15 protein-coding genes are annotated in these 19,904 nt (G+C 46.8%); 6 read left to right on the top strand and 9 right to left on the bottom strand.

The window, feature by feature from the left end:
- Positions 1-13 precede the first annotated feature (13 nt).
- Positions 14-1,219, bottom strand: coding sequence for a cell division protein ZapE (gene zapE, locus M0413_RS04525; protein WP_249553289.1), 1,206 nt, complete (start codon positions 1,217-1,219; stop codon positions 14-16).
- A 204-nt stretch (positions 1,220-1,423) separates the two neighbouring features.
- Here zapE and M0413_RS04520 point away from each other — a divergent pair, with 204 nt between their 5' ends.
- Positions 1,424-2,269 carry a bactofilin family protein gene (locus M0413_RS04520; protein WP_249553287.1) on the top strand — a complete coding sequence of 282 codons (846 nt, stop codon included), beginning with the start codon at positions 1,424-1,426 and terminating at the stop codon, positions 2,267-2,269.
- A 5-nt stretch (positions 2,270-2,274) separates the two neighbouring features.
- On the opposite strand, the gene M0413_RS04515 is transcribed toward M0413_RS04520, so the two are convergent.
- Together M0413_RS04515 and M0413_RS04510 are read right to left on the bottom strand one after the other, a co-directional pair.
- Positions 2,275-3,783, bottom strand: a complete 1,509-nt coding sequence (locus tag M0413_RS04515; RefSeq protein WP_374915615.1) for a M16 family metallopeptidase — start codon at positions 3,781-3,783, stop codon at positions 2,275-2,277.
- Complete coding sequence (locus M0413_RS04510; RefSeq protein WP_224021678.1) at positions 3,780-5,195, bottom strand: M16 family metallopeptidase; 1,416 nt, start codon at positions 5,193-5,195, stop codon at positions 3,780-3,782. The genes M0413_RS04515 and M0413_RS04510 overlap by 4 nt, the downstream gene beginning before the upstream one ends.
- A 159-nt stretch (positions 5,196-5,354) precedes the next feature.
- Between M0413_RS04510 and M0413_RS04505 the strand changes: the two genes are divergently transcribed.
- Positions 5,355-6,182 carry an N-acetyl-ornithine deacetylase gene (locus M0413_RS04505; protein ID WP_037421721.1) on the top strand — a complete coding sequence of 276 codons (828 nt, stop codon included), beginning with the start codon at positions 5,355-5,357 and terminating at the stop codon, positions 6,180-6,182.
- Between the two features lie 91 nt (positions 6,183-6,273).
- Here M0413_RS04505 and M0413_RS04500 read toward each other — a convergent pair whose 3' ends face one another.
- The 3 genes from M0413_RS04500 to M0413_RS04490 all read right to left on the bottom strand — a co-directional run bounded on the left by M0413_RS04500 (position 6,274) and on the right by M0413_RS04490 (position 11,390).
- Positions 6,274-7,188 carry a L,D-transpeptidase family protein gene (locus tag M0413_RS04500; RefSeq protein WP_037421718.1) on the bottom strand — a complete coding sequence of 305 codons (915 nt, stop codon included), beginning with the start codon at positions 7,186-7,188 and terminating at the stop codon, positions 6,274-6,276.
- A 171-nt stretch (positions 7,189-7,359) separates the two neighbouring features.
- Positions 7,360-8,916 carry a nitric oxide reductase transcriptional regulator NorR gene (gene norR, locus M0413_RS04495; protein WP_037421715.1) on the bottom strand — a complete coding sequence of 519 codons (1,557 nt, stop codon included), beginning with the start codon at positions 8,914-8,916 and terminating at the stop codon, positions 7,360-7,362.
- 188 nt (positions 8,917-9,104) lie between these two features.
- Positions 9,105-11,390, bottom strand: coding sequence for a nitric-oxide reductase large subunit (locus M0413_RS04490; protein WP_055647760.1), 2,286 nt, complete (start codon positions 11,388-11,390; stop codon positions 9,105-9,107).
- 621 nt (positions 11,391-12,011) lie between these two features.
- On the opposite strand from M0413_RS04490, the gene M0413_RS04485 reads away from it, so the two are divergent.
- Positions 12,012-13,736 (top strand): potassium/proton antiporter, encoded by a 1,725-nt coding sequence (locus tag M0413_RS04485; protein ID WP_037421709.1) that lies wholly within the window; start codon positions 12,012-12,014, stop codon positions 13,734-13,736.
- 152 nt (positions 13,737-13,888) lie between these two features.
- Here the strand turns inward: M0413_RS04485 and M0413_RS04480 are convergent, their stop codons facing one another.
- A complete protein-coding gene (locus M0413_RS04480) occupies positions 13,889-14,815 on the bottom strand; it encodes an LpxL/LpxP family Kdo(2)-lipid IV(A) lauroyl/palmitoleoyl acyltransferase (protein WP_037421862.1) in 927 nt (308 codons plus the stop codon).
- A gap of 102 nt (positions 14,816-14,917) precedes the next feature.
- Between M0413_RS04480 and hldE the strand changes: the two genes are divergently transcribed.
- The 3 genes from hldE (at position 14,918) to M0413_RS04465 (ending at position 17,805) form a co-directional block, all read left to right on the top strand.
- Positions 14,918-16,348, top strand: a complete 1,431-nt coding sequence (gene hldE, locus M0413_RS04475; protein WP_249553285.1) for a bifunctional D-glycero-beta-D-manno-heptose-7-phosphate kinase/D-glycero-beta-D-manno-heptose 1-phosphate adenylyltransferase HldE — start codon at positions 14,918-14,920, stop codon at positions 16,346-16,348.
- Complete coding sequence (locus M0413_RS04470; protein WP_037426071.1) at positions 16,345-17,172, top strand: hypothetical protein; 828 nt, start codon at positions 16,345-16,347, stop codon at positions 17,170-17,172. The genes hldE and M0413_RS04470 overlap by 4 nt, the downstream gene beginning before the upstream one ends.
- 153 nt (positions 17,173-17,325) lie before the next feature.
- Positions 17,326-17,805 carry a TetR family transcriptional regulator gene (locus M0413_RS04465; protein ID WP_037421701.1) on the top strand — a complete coding sequence of 160 codons (480 nt, stop codon included), beginning with the start codon at positions 17,326-17,328 and terminating at the stop codon, positions 17,803-17,805.
- Positions 17,806-17,865: 60 nt separating this feature from the next.
- Here M0413_RS04465 and M0413_RS04460 read toward each other — a convergent pair whose 3' ends face one another.
- Positions 17,866-18,252, bottom strand: coding sequence for a hypothetical protein (locus tag M0413_RS04460; RefSeq protein ID WP_047539585.1), 387 nt, complete (start codon positions 18,250-18,252; stop codon positions 17,866-17,868).
- Between the two features lie 156 nt (positions 18,253-18,408).
- Positions 18,409-19,893, bottom strand: a complete 1,485-nt coding sequence (gene pntB / locus M0413_RS04455) for a Re/Si-specific NAD(P)(+) transhydrogenase subunit beta (RefSeq protein ID WP_037421695.1) — start codon at positions 19,891-19,893, stop codon at positions 18,409-18,411.
- Positions 19,894-19,904: the final 11 nt, after the last annotated feature.

The raw sequence follows: 19,904 nt of genomic DNA, 5'->3' as shown, positions 1-19,904 counted from the left end.
GCGTGTTGACGGCTCAGAGTTGTTTTGTGCTGTGGCTCATTTGGATTAGCCGACTGTAGGTGCGGCGAAACTCAAAACTGAGGGCTCCGCCTTGATAGAGTTCTGTGAGTGGGACGTCGCAGCTTAAATATAAGCAGACATTTTGATCGTATAACTCATCGATAAGGCTGATAAAACGCCGAGCAGGATCATCGTTGGCGGCGTAGGAGAGTTGCCGCTCTCCCGTAGTGGCTGCTTGGTTTGCACCAGTGCCATCCTCAGTGCCACGTGCGCGGATCCAGCTTTTTACTTCGCCGCCCAGTTTGGGAACGCCGCTCAGCAATACGATCTTAAATCGACTGGCAATTTCGATATAATCGAGTTGTGAGCGCGGGCCATCACACAGGGCATAAAAGTCGAACCAAGCGACGGAGGGGAGTTGGCCTTCAGCAGTGGCGCGCACGACGGGGATATCACGCTGACAGACTCGTAGCGTATTCCCTTGAACAGTTTTTGCGCCTTGAGTGAGTGTGGTAAAAATACCATCAAAATCCAGTGTGCCACTTAGTCCAATATGCTTTGAGATGGCGGCAATGGCCTCTGCCGACGGTTCGTGATTCAAGGCGTGCAACCTGTGGTCTTGCGCGCCATTCAGATGCAGCATTTGGGTATGGGTTTGAAGCAGAGCGATGCAGGGTAAAAATCTGTACCTTGCGAGGCCATTTTCATATAAGCGTTCGATGGGAATGTTGGACGTGGCAACCAGCACGACTCCATGGGCAAACAAGGTTTCAAACAATCCGGCGAGGATCATGGCATCGCCAATATCTGAGACAAAAAACTCATCGAAACAGAGTACCTTACACTCCTTTGCTAAATTTTTTGCAATTAATTTAAGGGGATCGCGCTGCCCTGCATGTTCCTTTAAGGCTTGGTGCACTCGCGCCATAAAGCGGTGAAAGTGCAATCTCAGTTTTCCTTGCTGTGGCAGAGCATCAAAGAACAAATCCATCAGAAAGGTTTTACCGCGACCGACATCGCCCCATAGATATAAACCTTTGAGTGGCTGAGCGTCTGTTCGACCAATAATCTGCTGATACAACTTATCTAAGGCGAGCACTGCCTGCGCCTGCGCGGGATCCTCAATTAACTCGAACCCGATTTTAGCTTGATAAATGGCTAATGGTGTTTGGTTTTGGGTTGACGGTGACAACGGGTTGAAGGTCATGGAATTTGTCATAAATTGAGTCAGTTTTAGGCGGTGCTAGGACCAATTTGGGGTGGGATATCAGCCCAATCGTCTTCAGCCTAACATAGATTGTTGCAGGGCTAAAATCTTGTCTAAAACACAGCCTGGTTAAATATCAAAGAAATCCAATGCTTTATTATTGAGAACTTTTAACCTAACATCTTTTTCCAAAAATAATGAACTGGAACTAAACCTATGGGTAGCAAAGGCCATAGTGCCACATTTATCAGTGCCTCAACCGCAATTGAAGGTGAGATGCAACTGGCGGGCACGGCATTCGTTGCGGGGGCATTAACAGGTAAGATCCGCGGTGCTGGACTGATTAAAATCGAGTTTGGCGGTGAGATCACGGGTGAAGTGAGTTGTGATGAACTGAGAGTTTGCGGGGTTTTTCGTGGCAAAGTGCGTTGTAATAAGTTAGTGATTGTGAGTTCTGGTGTCGTTGAAGGCGAAGTGTTGAGCCATCAATTAGAGATTTATGAGGGCGGACAATTTATCGGTCAGCGCCTAAAAAATACTGAATTGGATCATTTGCCCGATTTACTTCAGACCTTAGCGCCAGACGTTATTGCTTCCAATGCGAAAACCGCTCACGTTAACGCCTTATATGCCAGCGAGCCTAAAGATCATCGGCAGGGAGTACACAAATGGTTGTCCTATGGCGCTGCCGCAGTTGCGCTCATCGCGGTTGCTGGAATGATGGCACCAACACCGTTGACTTCATGGTTCACAACCCTTGGTCAAGCGGCTTCAACGTCAGTGAGTACTGAGCAGAGTCCGTCAGTGACAACTGAGTCTATGTTGTTATCGCCAGTAAAAGATGACTCTTTAGCGCCGAATGGCGTTATGGCCGCTACCGATAACGAGTCGCAAAATGCTGCATTGATAACCTCGGATAAGGTCGAGACCAGCAGTGCTGAACATCATCAAGCCCATACGAATGTCGACTCGGGCGCTGCCATGGAAGACTTAGCGCAAATGGAACAAGGCCATGCCCAAATGTTACAGCAAGGCAACGATGTTCCTAAGGATAAATTATAACGATATCAATCATTCACCTTGACCTCCTCTAGTTGCCATCCCGGCAGCTTAGCTGAGAGATCCGCCGAGATCTTGGCGACATCTCCCCGTAAAATGATTAGAGGTTCACCATAAAACGCTTGTTGTGCTAATTGCATCAACTGATTGGGCGATAGCGCCTGCAGTTTAAGGTTTATGGCTTGTATTGATTGTGGATCTAATCTAAGCACCTGTTGATGAATAAATTGGCTTTCGCTCAGGTTAGGATTATCTTGCGTTAACAAGGCTTCGCCAATCAGATAGGTTTTTAGGGCGGCTAATTCCCCTTCGCTTGCAGGCGTTGAAGCCAGCAGTTTCAAATGATCTAAGATCCCCACCACAAAGGCGCCCGTATGTTCTATTGCCGTGCTGCCATAAAACTTGATGCTAGTGGAGAGTGGTGCATTGGCGCACTGACCATAGATCCCGTAGGTCAAACCGCGCTTTTCTCGCAAATCGTAATAGAGTCGCCCGGAAAAACTGCGTCCTAAGAGTGCGGCTAAGCTGCGGCAAGCTAATGGCATATCCTGCGCTGACAAATGCTTATCGTCTAGGGCATATCCTATTCGCACTTGTGTTTGCACACTACCCGGTGCATCAATCAAATACAGCGTGCGGGATTGTGGTGGCTGTTGAGTGTTGATGAGGTGTGATGGAGAGTCCGTATTTATGCGAGTTGGCCACTGGCTGAGGCTCTGCTTAATATCAAACTCGGTTTGCGCATGATTAGGTAAAAATAACTGCCAGTTTGCCTGAGCAAAGGTGTTCTGCTGTAGCCGCGACAGTTCGCTTAGGCTAAGTGAGTCAAACAAGGCCTGATTGTTGATGTTCTTGTTGTAGGGATGTGCTGCCCCTAGGAGTTTGTCCCGCCAGACTTTATCGATTTCGGCGCCACTAAAGGCATTTAAATGCTTATTAAGCTTCAATTGACGGCGAATATTATCGATATCGATTGCCGCCGTTTCACTAAATGCATCGGGCTGCCAAAACTGTATCAGTAAATGGTATAGATGATTAGCTGATGCGGGGCACGTTAAGCTGATATTAATGCTATGCAGCGTGACTCGAGTTTCGAAGGTTTCAAGGCAAGCATCGGCTTGGGTCAGCGCTAGGCTACGAGCTTTTTCCTGAAAGGCGACTTGTAAAATATCAGGATTATCAAAGGGTATAGTGGGGCTAATTGCTACTAGGCTCATTCTGTTACTAAGGTTTTGAGTCGCGCGAGTCGTACGCTGTAACTGGTAAGGTAGGGTGACGCCATTGGGGGTGACATCAATAAAAGGTTGCTCATTGGGAAGATAAATATTCCCGACTTGAGGTAGGTTGGGTTGGGTATCAAAGTTTGCCAAACTGGGCGCTTGAGTTGGGGTAAAGCTAAGCGGCGTCTGCTGACAGGCGCCAAGTATGACAGCAATAAGACCAATACTCATGGTTTGCAGTGCGTTAGATAATCTTGATGTTGGCATTAAGCAGTTGTATCTGAATGTTTTCATCATAGCACTGCATCCTCTAAATCGTCGCTAACACCAGCGGGTAACCATTCGAGTAAGGTTTTTCCAAAGCGGATATACCAAGGCGGTAACAGATCAACCCTGACCATATTGGGAGTAAAGTATTGCTGGGCAACGCGCTGGAGATCCGCTGTGGTTACTGCGTTAACCCTTTCCCATTGCGCCGTTAAGGGATGGGCTTGATCCTGTTTGTCGGTGGCTGATAGTAAGGTGGCTAGGGATTGAGTGTTGTCGAGCTGCCCCAAACGCTGGTTTAACCAGGTCTGCTTGAGCTGACAAAGCGTTGCATCACTTATGCGAGTTTGTTGGGTTTGCTTAACTAACGCTAAGATCATGTCGGTTAGCGCATTAAGGGAGGTTTTTGCCCTTGGCACTAATACCAGATTGGTTATGCCATGATTTTCTAGCTCAAAGGGCAGTGAATAACTCAACATTTGTGCCGGATCGTGCAGGCTGATTTGTGCGAGGGCGCTGCGAGTATTTTGAAATAAATAGCCTTCTAGCAGGCGTATAGCGGCAGCATCGGGATGATTTTTACCTACCGTATGCCACGCAAGCAGTAAGCCGGGCCAAGGGCCACGTTCATCAATGAGCTCCGCATGCACGGGCTTCGGGTTAATTTTTAGCTCGTCAAATTTGGCAATCGGCTGATTAGGCGTGGGCCAAGCACTAAAGTGTTGTGCTATTAGCGACTTGACGCCGGAGGGAAGTTTGCCGACCAGAGATAGCTGCATCGCATCGGGACGATAATGGGCGCGGTGAAAGGCGATTAACCGCTCGGGACTTGCCTGAGTAATATCCTCACGGCTACCGATAATACCGTGGCCATAGGGCGTATCTTTAACCTGTGCTAGCAGAAATTCCATCGCACTGCGCACATAGGGTTGATTATCTATGGTTTGCGCCATCTCTTGGAGCACGGTTTCTTGCTGATTTTTCACTGTGGTTTCGGTCAAATCGGGGCGAATAAAACGATCGGCCTCGAGGAACAAGCCCAAGGCGAGGGCTTGGCTCGGCAGAGTGACATAGTAATTGGTGTAATCGAAGTGGGTGCTGGCATTAAAGCGGGCGCCTAAGGCGCTTAGCTGTTGTGCATAGGTGTCGCCGGGTGCCTGTTCACTGCCCTTGAATAACATATGCTCGAACAAATGCGCGTATCCCGTTTGCCCCTTAGTCTCGTTGCGCGCCCCCACAGTAAATTGGCTGGCAATGGTGAGGGTGTGTTTATCCTCAAGGGGCAATAAGTGTACGGTAAGGCCATTGGCGAGGGAGTAAGTTTCGATGCGTGATTCTAATTGATATAGCGTTGCAGCGCCTTCGATTTGACATTGTGCCTTGAGCGCTGGACTAAGCAGCATCACCAATATAGCAAGTCCAAGGCGGGTGTGTGTGTTCATTTGGCATCCCATCTCAATTTCCGATTGATGGCATAACGCAGTGGTGGTGTTGGCGCGTCAGACACTCGTCGGATTTCATCTAAATCAGTTGAATAGCATTCAGTTTTTGTAAAGAGCTGCTATGATGGCACAGTTCTTTTTCTGGCATAAGTACAAGATATGGTAAGCAGATCTCCGTTCGAATCCTTTCAGTGGAAAAGCGATATTTTTAACTGTGAAAGCACTGATATCGATAATTTTTATCTACAGCTTGAGCAGGAAATGTCCCGTTTGGGGATGGTTGAGAAAAAACTCGGTGACGTGGGTAAATACAGTGTCAGTCTGTATCAGTCACCTGCCGCGAAATCTGGCTTACCTTCGTTATTGATCAGCGCAGGATTTCACGGTGAAGAGTCAGCTGGCCCTTGGGGATTGCTTCATTTTTTAAGTGAGGCATCAGTCGAGTTATTCGAACGGGTAAACTTAAGTATTTTGCCTTTGGTGAATCCAACGGGGTTTAAACGTGGCCACCGATTTAACAAATTTGGTGAAAACCCTAACCGAGGCTTTGTATTTGAAAACGGAAAACCTAAGGCAAATGAGAGCACCTCAGTTGAAGGTAAATTACTGTTAGAACACGCACAATTACTGATTGCGGCGAGTCGTGATGGTATTTTAACCTGCCATGAAGACGTCTTAAGTCATGAAGCTTATGTTTATTCTTTTGAGCCAAGCCAAGTGCCAGGGCGTTTTAGTCTCGATTTACGCGATACGCTGGCAGGATATTTCCCCATTGCTGTTGATGGTGAGATTGATGGTTGCCCGGTTAAAGATGGCTTGATTTTCAACCATTTCGATACCTCGTTTGAGGCATGTTTAGTGCGCAGTGGCGCGCGTGTTGGCGCCTGTACCGAAACGCCTGCGTTACAAAACTTTGATCAACGGGTGTTAGCAAATAGCGCCGCAATGACCCACTTCTTAGCGCTATGCGCGCCTTTATGTGATTGATTACAAAGCTTAATTGCAACCAATATAAAAATACCCGCCAAGGCGGGTATTTTTATAGAGTAAGCAGCGTTAACACGCCCTAGCCATACAACTATTGATTAATAATTGTCGGTACGCCTGTGCGCTCGTCCAGTAGCTTTTTGATCACGCTGGAGTCGGTATCAGCTTTGGCAATAAACTTAGCGATGTCTTTTGGTAAAGCAATTGCCACAGGCTCGTTTGACTCAAACTCAGCAATAGTGCGTGATAGCGGCTGATGCACGGCTAAATAACGCTTTCCATCTGGCTCTTCGGTCGCTTTAATCGGTTGGTTCACAAATTGTACACGTGTTCCAACTGGCACGGTTTTGAACAGATGTTCAATGTCATCGTGACGTAAACGCACGCAGCCTTGGCTAACACGTAAACCAATACCGAAGCTTGCGTTGGTACCATGGATGGCATACAAGTTACCAATGTAGAGTGCATAGAGCCCCATTGGGTTATCTGGACCTGCTGGCCATACCGCTGGCAGAATTTCGCCCCTTGCCGCATATTCTTTACGAATGCGTGGCGTTGGTGTCCATGTCGGGTTAGCACGTTTACGTTGCACGCTGGTTACCCAGTTTTCTGGCGTGTCTTTACCAATTTGGCCAATACCGATAGGTAGAACTTCCACGGTATTTTTGCCTTTTGGATAGTAATACAGACGCATTTCAGCAACGTTGATTACTATGCCTTCACGTGGCGCATTGGGCAGAATTAATTGTTTAGGAATTAACAATTTACTGCCTGGCTTTGGAAGAAACGGATCAACACCAGGGTTTGCTTCAAGCAAGTTGCTTAGGCCGAGTTGGAACTGAGCGGCAATATCTTCGAGGGTATGTTTACCCTCTGGCACTGTGTAATACAGGTTCTCGCCAACTAACCGGCTCTTAGAAGACGGTAAAGGGTATTCCGTTGCTAAAGCGGAGAGACTTGGAAAAACCAAAGTCAATAATAAAGCTGTGGTGCGAAGCATACTCATAAGCGGATACTACGATTCCTGTTAATAAAATAACCTGTTTTACGCGGCAGTTTCTTCCCAAAATCGGGCGGCAAATTGTAATACACAATGCACTGGCGCGCGAAGCTCGCATCCTTCCTTATTTTGGATATTATTTCAACTGAAATATGGTTCATAAAGCGTATTTATTGTTTATTTTAGCTTTAAACGTTTTGCGAGCCGATGCAGATTGCCTGGGTCAACTCCTAATGTCCTTGCCGTGGCAGCCCAATTGCCAGTATGTGTGGTAAAGACTTGTTTGATGTAGTCGCGCTGAAATGTGTCGGTTGCTAGGGATAAGCTAACAAACTCTTGCTGGATTTGCGTTGCATTGCTCAACGACGTGATTGCCAATGAACTCATTTTTGAGGTGTTAAGTGTAAAAGGTAAATCGAAATGTTGTGGCGCAATGGTGCAGCAGCCGTCCTGTGCGGTTACGCGTGCTAGAACCGTCGCCCTATGGATAGCGTGTTCTAGTTCGCGTACATTACCCGGCCAAGTATATTGATTGAGCAAGAGTAGGCTACTGTTACTGAAATTAAGTTGTTTCATCCCGAGTTTTTGCCTGTAGCGTTCAGCAAAGAATCCACTCAGAAGTGTGATGTCCTGTTCGCGCTCCCGTAAGGGCGGAACCAGTATCGGAAATACACTTAACCTATGGTAAAGGTCTGCCCTAAAACGACCTGCAAGCACTTCTGTTTTAAGATCTTTATTGGTTGCGGCTATGATGCGAACATCGACTTTTAGGCTGCGATCATCACCTACCTTTTGTATGTCGCCATATTGTAAGACCCGCAATAACTTGGCTTGGAGTGTGAGGGGCAGTTCGCCAATCTCGTCTAGAAAGAGTGTGCCTTTGTCGGCCATTTCAAATTTGCCACTGCGATGGCTAATTGCACCTGTAAACGCACCTTTGATATGACCAAAGAGTTCGCTTTCGGCAACCGATTCGGGGAGTGCTGCACAATTTAGATAGACCAATGGTTTACTGGATCTTGCCGATTTTTGATGTATCGCCTGGGCGACTAACTCCTTGCCTGTACCAGTCTCGCCCAAGATCAGCACATTCAGATCGCTATGGGCTACGACTTCAATCTCTCGGTTTAAACTTTGCATTAAGGGCGAATGGCCAATGATTTCGGCATTCTGGCTCAGGTTAGGGCTATTTTCTTGTGCATGGGTTGAATGGCTGTTTAGGGCCATACGTTCAAGTTTTTCAACCAGTAAAGCATTACTTAAAGATGCTGCGGCAATGGCACTTAAACTGCGTAGCTCGGCATTGCTGAATTGATCAAATTGCAGAGGATTAAAGGCATCAATAGTTACGGCCCCGATAAGCTGTTCATCGGCAAATAACGGTAGTCCGATACAGGCATGCACTTTTAATGCGCCTGTTTGATTGGGGATTAAACCATCGTAAGGGTCTGCAAGTTCGCTGTCAGCCGGGAAGCGCACTATATCCCCCGCACGGGCAATAGCCTCAAGCCTTGGGTGCTCATTAAGGATAAAACGTCTGCCTAGTACGTCATCATTCAAACCATCGATGGCGAGTGGGGTAAAATACTGACCATGAAACGTGAGTAGCGCAGCGGCATCACAGTGTAAGTTTTCTCTAACGGTGTTGAGCAGCCGTGAGAAGCGGTCTCTATGGGCTAAACCTGAGGTGATATCGAGGGCGATACGGGTAAGATCGGTTTGACTAAGGGCCATAAAAACTCCAGCAGCTAGATTACCCTGATTTATACCATTGATTGTTATATTGACACATGTAGTTTAAACACGACTAACAGCAAAATGTATGCAGGAATGACTCACCGCAACGTAGCTGCTAGAGATTAGGCAACCAAGGTGCCAGCAATGGCACCTTGGTGTGGGACTAACCGGTATTTAGTCTGGTGTTAGTGGTCTGGTAGTAATTGTTCCCCTTGTAACTTTGCAGGTTTATTCAGGGCTTTTCTAATTAAGTCAAATAAGAAGGTGCCCATCAATAATCCGCCGATACTGAAGATGATATCCCCAAACATACGCATCCATACCAGTCTTTCAATCAGTGGACTATGAATGACCTCTGGCGAGCGGGCATACCAATACCCGTGGTCGATGACCGCAAAAAACTGCGTAATCCCTACAGGTAATAGTGACATAAACACCATAGCCGCTAGGCCAATATTGAGGCTCCAGAAGGCGCCTTTGAGCATTTTGTCATTCCACTGCATATTGCCAGTTAGACCGCGCAGACAGAAAAGCATTAGTCCCATGCCGAGCATGCCATAAACCCCCATAAAGGCGGCGTGACCGTGGGTGGCAGTGGTATTTAACCCTTGAATGTAATAGAGCGAGATTGGCGGGTTGATTAAGAAGCCTAGCATACCGGCACCGACCAAGTTCCAAAACGCGGTAGCCACAAAGAACATAATCGCCCAGTGATAACGCTGCATCCATGGACTGGCTTTACGCAAGCGGTAGGTTTCCATTGCTTCAAAACCTATGATGGCTAAAGGCACCACTTCTAAGGCCGAGAAAATTGCGCCCCAGGCGATAACCGAGGTTGGTGTGCCAGTAAAATAGAGGTGGTGTAAAGTGCCGATTAAACCACCGGTTAAGAAGATTACCGTTGTAAACAAGACCGCACCGTTGGCGCTACGGCCACGGATTAAGCCCAAACGTACCAGCATTAAGGCGATAACGGCAGTCGCAAAGGTTTCGAAGAAGCCCTCAACCCACAGATGTACTACCCACCAACGCCAGTATTCTGCAATCGCTAAGTTGGAGTGTTTGCCCATAAAGAGGCCAGCGCCATAGAACAAACCAATTGCGACGCAGGAGGCATAGAGTACCCAAATAACAGGGCGCATCTCGCCTTGAACTTTGAGGGCGGGTTTGATGGCGGCGGTGACTAGGGCGAGCCAAATCAATAATCCAACGAGGAGTAAGATTTGCCATACTCGACCCAGATCTATGTATTCATATCCTTGATGGCCAAAGAGAAAGTTCATATCGAGATCAAAATACTGCTGTACCCCAATCCATTCGCCCGCCATTGAACCGAGCACAACCACCACTAAGGCTACCCAGAGTACGTTAACGCCTATTCGTTGATATTTGGGTTCATGGCCCGATAATGCAGGAGCAATATACAGTCCTGTACCTAACCAAGCAGTTGCGATCCAAAATACGGCTAATTGGGTGTGCCAAGTACGCGTTACTGAATAGGGGAGTATTTCCGCAATAGGTAAACCATAAAACTCTTGGCCTTCTACCGCATAGTGAGCGGTAATACCTCCGAGTAAAATTTGCAGTAAAAAGAGACCTATCGCCGTAATGAAGTATTTGCCGACGGCTTTTTGTGAAGCGGTTGGTTTAGTGAAAAACAGCGGGTCTTGTTCCGACGGCTTAGGCAGACTTTCGTGCTTACCGCTGGCATGGTGCCATAGCAATCCACCAATACCCGCTATCAGGGTCACGATACTGAGTATCGACCAGACAATATTATCCGAGGTGGGAGTATTGCCTAATTGAGGATCGAACGGCCAGTTATTAGTGTATGTATAGGGTGCATCTGGGCGTTCAGTGATGGCAGCCCAAGCCCCCCAAAACAGGAACGCATTAAGTTGTTCACGGCGTGTAACATCGGGCACTGTGCCCTCTTTCATGGCGTATTGTTCGCGTAGTGAACTGAGTTTAGGGTCATCACCAAACAAGGATAAATAGTGTTGATTAACCGTGCGAATTGCTTCTACTCGTGTGGTCGATAGCCTAATAAGCTGAGTGCCATCGATCTGTTGTTCAACACTGTTATGGCGTAAATCATCCCTTAATGCTTGTTCAAGCCCCGCTTTTTCTTGGGAACCTAGTTGCTCGAAAGGCGTTTGATATTGTTGCTTGGCGCGCAGGTCGAGCCAAGCTTGGGCTTCTCTGTGTAACCAGTCTGCGGTCCAATCGGGGGCGACATAGGAGCCATGTCCCCAAATCGAACCGAGTTGATGGCCGCCCATTGATCGCCATACTAATTGACCTTGTTCTATATCATTTTCACTAAAGATAACTTGGCCATTCACATCGACAAATGCACTGGGAATGGGTGGTTTTTCTCGATAAATTTCACTGCCTACGCTCAGTAGTACAGTAAATGAGGCAATCAACACTAATAATAGTGCGATAGCGGTGAGTTTTTGTTTGCTCATAAATCCCCTTAATCCAACGTCATTTTGATACCTGTAATTTGCTATTGCGCAATATGTGCCAAGTATTTTTGTCATTGAAAATAAAGGAAAAAATTTAATTTAAATTATTTATAGTGTCTTTTTGATAGTAATAAAGATTGTCATCATGACATTTACTGTCTTTATGACAGCCATTGGTGGGCCAATGTTGATAACACAATGAACTATTCAATTTAATGTGGTCTTTCAAGGTATTGCGGCGATAAATATAGTTAGATGTATGTTTTTATCGATATAGTGTCTTTTTAGATGGTTACCGATATTTTTTTTTGATTAAAAATGGAAAGTTTGTATTGGATTTATTTTTTAAAGAACTTGATAAATATAAGCTTTATTTTATTTATGCTTATAGTTTGATGTTCTGGTTGTATTTGTCTTTTTATGTGTTTTTATCTGAAAATTAGCCTAAAGTTACTGTTGATGATTATTTTAGTGTAGATGATTGAAATTTAATATTTAAAACTCCAATAATCTGCATTTTTTATGCTAGTATAGAAACACTGAAATTTTTAATTGAGTCATTTTTAATCTAGGTGTTTTTGCTATCGTTTAGCTGAGCCAGCAGCATTTAAGGAGGCATGTGTGGATGCAGATTCCATCAATAGTTTTTTTCTGATCGGTGCCTTACTTACTGCCGTGAGTGTTTTGCTTAGTCCCATGTCATCCCGTCTTGGGATTCCTATCTTATTAATTTTCCTCGCCGTAGGTATTCTTGCTGGTGAAGATGGTCCCGGCGGTATTCTCTTCGATGATTATTCAACCGCTTATCTTGTCAGTAACTTAGCCTTAGCCATTATTTTGCTCGATGGCGGTATGCGCACTCGGGTCGCGAGCTTCAGGGTCGCACTGTGGCCTGCGTTATCCTTGGCAACCTTTGGGGTGGCGATCACCACCAGTATCACAGGCATTATGGCTGCGTGGCTATTTGACTTACATTGGCTACAAGGTTTGCTTGTGGGAGCGATTGTCGGCTCTACCGATGCGGCGGCGGTATTCTCACTGTTAAAGGGACGCAGCCTTAATGAGCGGGTTGGAGCAACGCTGGAAATCGAATCGGGTAGTAACGACCCTATGGCGGTATTTTTAACTGTCACCTTGATTGCCATTCTCGGCAATGTCGATGCCGAGCTATCTGCAAGCTTTATGCTGATTAGCTTTATTAAACAATTTGGGCTGGGAATTTTATTAGGCTTGGGTGGTGGCTGGCTGCTATGGAAATTGGTGAACTTAAGTCAACTCGCTGAAGGTCTATATTCGATTCTCGTGCTCAGTGGCGGCCTTATTATTTACGCTGCATCGAACAAGCTAGGTGGCAGTGGCATTCTGTCGATTTACTTAGTTGGCCTATTCCTCGGTAATAAGCCAACTCGTGGACGTCATGCGATATTAAACGTATTGGATGGAATGACTTGGGTGAGTCAAATCGGCATGTTCCTCGTCTTGGGACTACTCCTAACCCCCTCGGATCTATTAGATATTTGGCTGCCGGGCTTAGCACTGGCCTTTGGGATGATCCTGTTTGCCAGACCTTTAGCGGTATGGCTAAGTTTGCTGCCATTTAAGAGTTTTAGCAGCCGTGACCGCTGGTTTATCTCTTGGGTCGGGCTTCGTGGCGCCGTGCCGATTATTTTAGCGGTATTCCCAATGATGGCCGGGCTTCCTGGGGCTCAATTGTATTTTAACTTGGCCTTTTTTGTGGTGTTAGTCTCTCTGCTAGTCCAAGGGGCGTCACTCACTACGGCTGCACGCTTAGCAAAGGTAGAATTGCCCCCAAAGCCTTTGCCCGTTTCGCGTTCGGGGGTTGAAATTTACCCGAGCAGCGAATGGGAAGTGTTTGTCTATCGTTTGAGTGAAAGTAAGTGGTGTATTGGTGAACCGCTAAAACGCTTAGCAATGCCCGATGGTACTCGCATTGCGGCAGTATTTCGCAATAACAGATTATTGCATCCTTCGGGAAGTACGTGCTTAGAGGCGGGTGATATTCTGTGCGTACTCGGGCAGGAAAAGAGCCTTGAAGCATTGAGTAACCTCTTTAGCCAAGCCCCTGAAACCAAGGAGGTTCCACGTTTCTTTGGTGACTTTTTTATCGATACCGAGGTTAAATTGGCGGATCTTGCACCTATCTATGGCTTAACATTAGACGATGAAACTGGCGGCATGACTGTAGCTGATTTAGTTGCTTTAGAGCTAGGTGCGCATCCAGTACTTGGGGACCAGTTTCAATGGCAATCACTCCATTGGGTCGTTGCGGGACTCTATGAAGGCAAAGTCACCAATGTGGGTATTCGCTTACCGGCGGAGGCTTAATCTGGTTTAAGTGTTGTGCTTAACTACCATGTTTAAGCGCTTAGATCCCTACAAGATGCCTTAGGCAGAAAGATATAAACAAAATGCCAAGCGATTGCTTGGCATTTTGTATTCTCTTTTAAGCGATTATCTCGATGTGATTAACCAAAAGCTTACTTATATAAGGACTTATCCGTTGGATCCGGGCGCGTCTTAAAGCGGCGATGGAGCCACATATATTGAGCACGATTTTTATCGATAATCTGTTCAATAATTTTGTTACCACGGATGGCATCGGCGACTTCGTCTTCACCTGGGAAATTATCTAATGGAGGCATGATTTCAATCCGGTAGCCCGTATCTCCTTCTGTGCGCTCAACAAAGAAGGGTAATACCTTGGCCTTACCTAACTTTGCCAGCGTGGTTGCGCCAGTAATAGTGGCGGCATCGGGCACGGCATAAAACGGAATAAACACTGCACTAGAGCGGCCAAAGTCTTGGTCAGCGGTATACCAAATCACATCGGGGTTACGTAAACAACGCACCATCTGGCGTAGATCGCGTTTCGGCACTAAGGCTTTATTCGAACGTAATCGACCTTTCACTTGCAGGTATTCCATCACGGGATTGTTATGTGGGCGGTACACCCCAACACCGGGTTGGAATTGACCAAAAATACGCGCGCCCATTTCCAGCGGTAGGCAATGTACTGCAAACAGGATGACGCCATGACCAGCATTTAAGGTGTCTTGAACGTACTCTTTGCCAGTGATCTGCATATGTTGTTGGATTTTTTCATCGGACCACCACCAGGCATTGATGGTATCGAAAATCGCTTTACCCGTTTCTTCAAAGTTACGGGTGAGGAGCGCTTCTCGCTCGGCCTCTGGCATATCCGGGAAGCAGAGGGTTAAATTTCGGCGCGCGGTATGGGTTCGACTGGCCGCAAGTGCCTTGACTAATCGACCCATGCCTTTGCCTAATTTCATCTGCCATGATAGAGGCAACACTTGGGTAATCCGCATCACTAACACCCCAAACCACATGGGCCAGTGTTTCGGATGATATAAAGATGATGAAAACTCAGCTTTCTCGACCACAAAAATACTCACTACTTTTGAAAATTACTGCTTATTCTAACTCATCTTTTGCTGAAAATTAGGTACAATCACGGTTTAATTTCTGCAACTGATAAGAGCGCTATGAAGGTTTCTCTGCCAGCATTTGAAAAAGCCAAAGTGTTAGTCGTCGGCGATGTGATGTTAGATCGCTACTGGGTTGGGCCTACGGGACGTATTTCCCCCGAGGCGCCAGTGCCCGTGGTGAAGATTAACCAAGTCGAAGATAGACCGGGCGGCGCGGCAAACGTGGCGCTAAATATCGCGACCTTAGGTGGCCAAGTACAATTGGCGGGCTTAGTGGGCAATGATGATACGGCTAAGGCGTTAACGCTTGGCGTACAAGCACTTGGGGTTGAACCACAATGGTTGAATATTGCTGACAAACCGACCATTACCAAGCTTAGGGTTTTATCGCGCAATCAACAGCTTATTCGCCTCGACTTTGAAGAGTCCTTCGATAAGCAGGACAGTGCGCGCTTACTTAAGCAGTCTGAGGCTTTACTCGATTCGGTAGATGTGGTCGTGCTATCGGATTATGCGAAGGGCGCTATCGATAAGCCGCAGGATTTTATCGCGCTCGCCCGTTCCAAAGGCTTAAAAGTACTGGTTGACCCTAAGGGGGTCGATTTTAGCCGTTATCATGGCGCCTCGCTCATCACACCAAATATGAGTGAATTTGAGGCCGTTGTTGGCGCGGTAACCTCTGAAGCAGATCTACTCGAAAAGGCTCGCGGATTACTGAACAAGTACCAGTTCGACGCTATCTTAGTCACTCGCTCTGAAAAGGGGATGACTTTAGTGACGGCCAATGCCCCTGAATTACACATCCCTACGGTTGCCCGTGAGGTGTATGACGTAACGGGTGCTGGCGATACTGTGATTTCAGCTTTAGCAACGTCTTTAGCCGCGGGTGCTGAGTTACCGCAGGCCTGTGCGATTGCCAACACTGCCGCTGGCGTTGTAGTGGGTAAACTGGGTACTTCTACGGTTTCTCGTATAGAGCTGATTGAAGCCCTAGCGCTGCATCACGGTGAATCTGGCTTTGGGGTAGTGAGTGAAGATCAACTTGCTTACGCCCTAGAGCAAGCTAAATTACGTGGTGAGCGAGTGGTGATGACTAACGGTTGCTTCGATATTTTGCACGCGGGACACGTCAGTTACCTCAAGCAAGCCAAAGCCTTAGGCGACAGATTGATCGTGGCCGTGAATGACGATGCCTCAGTCAAACGCTTAAAAGGCGAAGGTCGCCCAGTTAATCAAGTGGATAGACGTATGGCGGTGTTGGCAGGATTAGCCGCCGTCGATTGGGTGGTGCCTTTTAGTGAGGATACGCCACAGCGGATCATCGCCAGATTACTACCGGATCTTTTAGTGAAAGGTGGTGATTATAAGGTTGAAGATATTGCGGGTGGCGCCGAGGTCATTGCTGCGGGCGGCCAAGTGCAAGTGTTAGGATTTGAAGACGGTATCTCTACTACGGCGATTATCCAAAATATCATGGCAAAACAGTGAGTTTAATTGCACTGACTCTGATATCAAGCTTAACTTGGGTGCCTATTGCCGATAAGCAGGCGTTACTTTGTCCTTTAGCGCAATTGAGTCAGTGTCTGGCAACATTTCCACCTCAGGTTCGTGAACAGCTCCCCCACAGCGAGGCCCAGTTTAAAACAGAGCTTGGGCTTCGCAGTGCCATGGTATTACCTGTTGAAGATAGTCATTTCTCCGGCCTAATACTCGTCAATGAGCAAGAAACACCAGAGATCCAACTAGCCAATATTGATGGTATTACCTACCAATTAGATCTAAAAGAACAAGCACAATTGACCCTTTGGCATGAACTAGGCCACCTTGAAAACTTGGCGTTGCAGGGGAGTTTATTACCTAAGGAATTAACACCTTATCAGCATGAATGGTTAGCGGATCTGTATCTCATCTGGTGTATTGCCAATGCTAAAGGCAATTTTGATTTAGCTTGGCAGCAGTATCACCGGCGCAACCTAGCGGCGCTTACAAGTTCGCAATATATGTCACACTGGACGGCACCAATGATGATACAGGTGTTAAATAAATATCAAGTCACTCAAATCGTTCAATATACTCACTATCGTGATTTTGTAGCCGATTTTTATCCTCAAATGGTACAAATTGAACCGCAGGTTTTGCGTGAATATTCGAGTTTAATACAACGAACTTTTAGTGATACCGTGCTACAACCCCTGCCAGAATACCTGTTTTGGCGTAAATCCGATCTTGGGCGTTATTTAACGCCTACCCTAACATTGTTAATGGGGGAGCAAAAAGCACACGACTGGTTAGTACAAAATTCAATGTTATAAATATGTAAACAAAAGCAATGAAATCCTCCGTTTAAAACTGAACCCTAGCTGAACAAAAGTGAAATACACTTGTTTCACGTTTTTAAACAGCAGTAATCCCTGAAAGGCTTTGGTAAGCTCTATCCCACAAAAAGAACAGTGGGAGACTTTATTATGGCTAAGCGCTCGCGAGTACAGACTGAGCAAACCATCAATCAGATTATGGATGAAGCGTTAAGACAAATTTTGACTATTGGCTTTGAGACTATGTCTTATACCACGTTATCTGAAGCAACGGGGATTAGCCGCACAGGTATTAGTCACCACTTTCCGCGGAAGAACGACTTTTTAATTCGCTTAGACAGCCGTATTGGCAATCTTTTTGTTGCTGCGCTCGACTTCTCTAGCCAAGAAGCGCTAGAAACCTCTTGGATGCAAGCGATGCAAGAAGAGCATTACCGCGCAGTGTTAAGATTATTCTTCAGCCTCTGCGGCGGCACCAATAATGAAATCACTCTGTTTAGAGCGGTAAGCACTGCACGTCAGCAAGCCATTGCAGAATTAGGATTGGTTGGCGATCGTACCATCAACCATTTACTCGGCCGTACAGCTGTGATGTTGTTATCTAATTTTGATATTGCTAAAGCGGCATAATCAAAAATGAATTGCTATCAAAAGGAGCCTTGTGGCTCCTTTTGGTTTTTAGGGGCTAAATTAGTTCGCGATGGGGGAAGTGATATTTGCCTGCTTTAGCTTTTGCTGGCTAAGGTAAACGCCAATCGCCATAAAGGTAAGGGCGGCTGCAATGAGTGCGCAGAGTGCATGATGGAATACCAAATGACTGATTAAAAAGGCCGGAATATCCTCTAGGCTATCGATCAGGAAGAGTTTTACGATAAGGCCGAGATACAGCAGCAGATGTAATATCGCCCCACTGATAAAAAGCCGTCTAAATTTTTTGACCAGTAGGTCCGCAAGATTAATGTGGTAAAAACGGCAAAAAAGATAACCCCCAACGCCGATACCAATTGATATCCAACCCAGCCCTAATAACGACGTTTTGATTAATATTGCCGACAGCATAAATAATCCAAGCAGCATGATATCTCCTTTTACCTGAAGCGATAAACTGCGCAGAGACTAGCTGAGTAGGCTTAAAAGTATGTGAAGCCTAGCGCAATAAAACCCTCTAAAAAAGCAAAGGGAGCCAACGGCTCCCTTTGAGTTTTGTATCGAGTGATTCAGTGCTTAAACGGATTACAGCGCTTTTAAAATCGCTTCAACACTGGCCTTAGCATCGCCGAACAACATTTGGGTATTGTCTTTGAAGAACAGAGGGTTTTGTACACCCGCATAACCCGTGTTCATTGAGCGTTTAAAGCCAATCACGTTTTGCGCTTTCCATACTTCGAGCACTGGCATGCCCGCAATTGGGCTGCCCGGGTCTTCCATCGCCGCAGGGTTGACTGTGTCGTTCGCGCCAATCACTAGCACTACGTCTGTATCGCTAAAGTCTTCGTTGATTTCGTCCATTTCAAGCACGATATCGTAGGGAACTTTAGCTTCGGCCAAGAGTACGTTCATATGGCCAGGTAAACGACCCGCTACCGGATGAATACCAAAGCGCACTTTTACGCCGCGGTCACGTAATTTCTGGGTGATTTCAGCGACAGGATATTGTGCCTGTGCCACTGCCATACCATAGCCAGGGGTGATGATAACGGAAGAGGCATTTTTCAGCATATCCGCCACATCTTCGGCGTTGGTTTCGCGGTATTCGCCCATTTCTTCATCACCAGAGGAGGCCACACCATCGGTACCAAATCCACCTGCGATAACAGAGATAAACGAGCGGTTCATCGCCTTACACATGATGTAAGACAGAATCGCACCCGATGAGCCCACGAGCGCACCTGTCACGATCAGCAGATCGTTTGACAACATAAAGCCCGCTGCCGCTGCTGCCCAACCTGAGTAGGAGTTCAGCATTGAAACCACAACCGGCATATCCGCACCACCGATAGAAGCCACTAAGTGCCAGCCAAAGGCGAAGGCAATAAGTGTCATCAACAGTAGGGCTGGCATAGTGCCACCGGTTTGCACGAAGTACACTAACAGGCCAAGTGATACCAATACCGCAGCGAGGTTTAGCTTATGGCGATGTGGCAACATCAACGGTTTAGATGAAATTAATCCGCGTAATTTACCAAATGCGACGATAGAACCGGTAAAGGTTACCGCGCCGATAAAGATCCCGAGGAAGACTTCCACTAAGTGAATGTTGAGCATAGCGCCAGTCATATGCGCGTTTTCAGCCGCTTTTGCCGCTTCGCTCAGCGCATTCTGCACGGCTGCGAGAGTGGAATTCATGTCCCCACCCACGGCTACAACCACTTGTGATACTTGTTCTGGATGTAAGTCGATAAAGCTGTTAAAGCCCACTAACACCGCGGCCATACCCACAAAACTGTGGAGCACCGCGACGAGTTCAGGCATTTCCGTCATTTCGACTTTAAGTGCTAAACGCACGCCGATGGCACCACCAATCACCATGGCGACAATAATCCAGGCGACACCGCTGGTGTCAGGATTAAAAATGGTCGCCAGTAGGGCAATGGCCATACCTGTGATACCAAATAAATTGCCGTGTTTGGCCGTTTCTTGTTTCGACAATCCAGCGAGACTGAAGATAAAGAGCACGGCGGCAATGATGTAAGCTGCTGTTACCAGTCCTTGAGACACGTTATACCCCC

It is taken from the genome of Shewanella sp. 8A (assembly GCF_023475945.1).
In the GTDB taxonomy this organism is placed as follows: Bacteria; Pseudomonadota; Gammaproteobacteria; order Enterobacterales; family Shewanellaceae; genus Shewanella; species Shewanella xiamenensis.
Note: the sequence above shows the minus strand (reverse complement) of the source record. Positions and strands in the feature narration are given on the sequence as shown.

What these genes read in the sequence shown, in the direction of transcription:
- M0413_RS04460 (WP_047539585.1), bottom strand. Translation starts at nt 18,252, where the DNA reads ATGCTGCTTGGATTATTTATGCTGTCGGCAATATTAATCAAAACGTCG.
- hldE (WP_249553285.1), top strand. Translation starts at nt 14,918, where the DNA reads ATGAAGGTTTCTCTGCCAGCATTTGAAAAAGCCAAAGTGTTAGTCGTC.
- M0413_RS04500 (WP_037421718.1), bottom strand. Translation starts at nt 7,188, where the DNA reads ATGAGTATGCTTCGCACCACAGCTTTATTATTGACTTTGGTTTTTCCA.
- M0413_RS04520 (WP_249553287.1), top strand. Translation starts at nt 1,424, where the DNA reads ATGGGTAGCAAAGGCCATAGTGCCACATTTATCAGTGCCTCAACCGCA.
- M0413_RS04515 (WP_374915615.1), bottom strand. Translation starts at nt 3,783, where the DNA reads ATGATGAAAACATTCAGATACAACTGCTTAATGCCAACATCAAGATTA.
- zapE (WP_249553289.1), bottom strand. Translation starts at nt 1,219, where the DNA reads ATGACAAATTCCATGACCTTCAACCCGTTGTCACCGTCAACCCAAAAC.
- norR (WP_037421715.1), bottom strand. Translation starts at nt 8,916, where the DNA reads ATGGCCCTTAGTCAAACCGATCTTACCCGTATCGCCCTCGATATCACC.
- M0413_RS04510 (WP_224021678.1), bottom strand. Translation starts at nt 5,195, where the DNA reads ATGAACACACACACCCGCCTTGGACTTGCTATATTGGTGATGCTGCTT.
- M0413_RS04505 (WP_037421721.1), top strand. Translation starts at nt 5,355, where the DNA reads ATGGTAAGCAGATCTCCGTTCGAATCCTTTCAGTGGAAAAGCGATATT.
- M0413_RS04490 (WP_055647760.1), bottom strand. Translation starts at nt 11,390, where the DNA reads ATGAGCAAACAAAAACTCACCGCTATCGCACTATTATTAGTGTTGATT.
- M0413_RS04465 (WP_037421701.1), top strand. Translation starts at nt 17,326, where the DNA reads ATGGCTAAGCGCTCGCGAGTACAGACTGAGCAAACCATCAATCAGATT.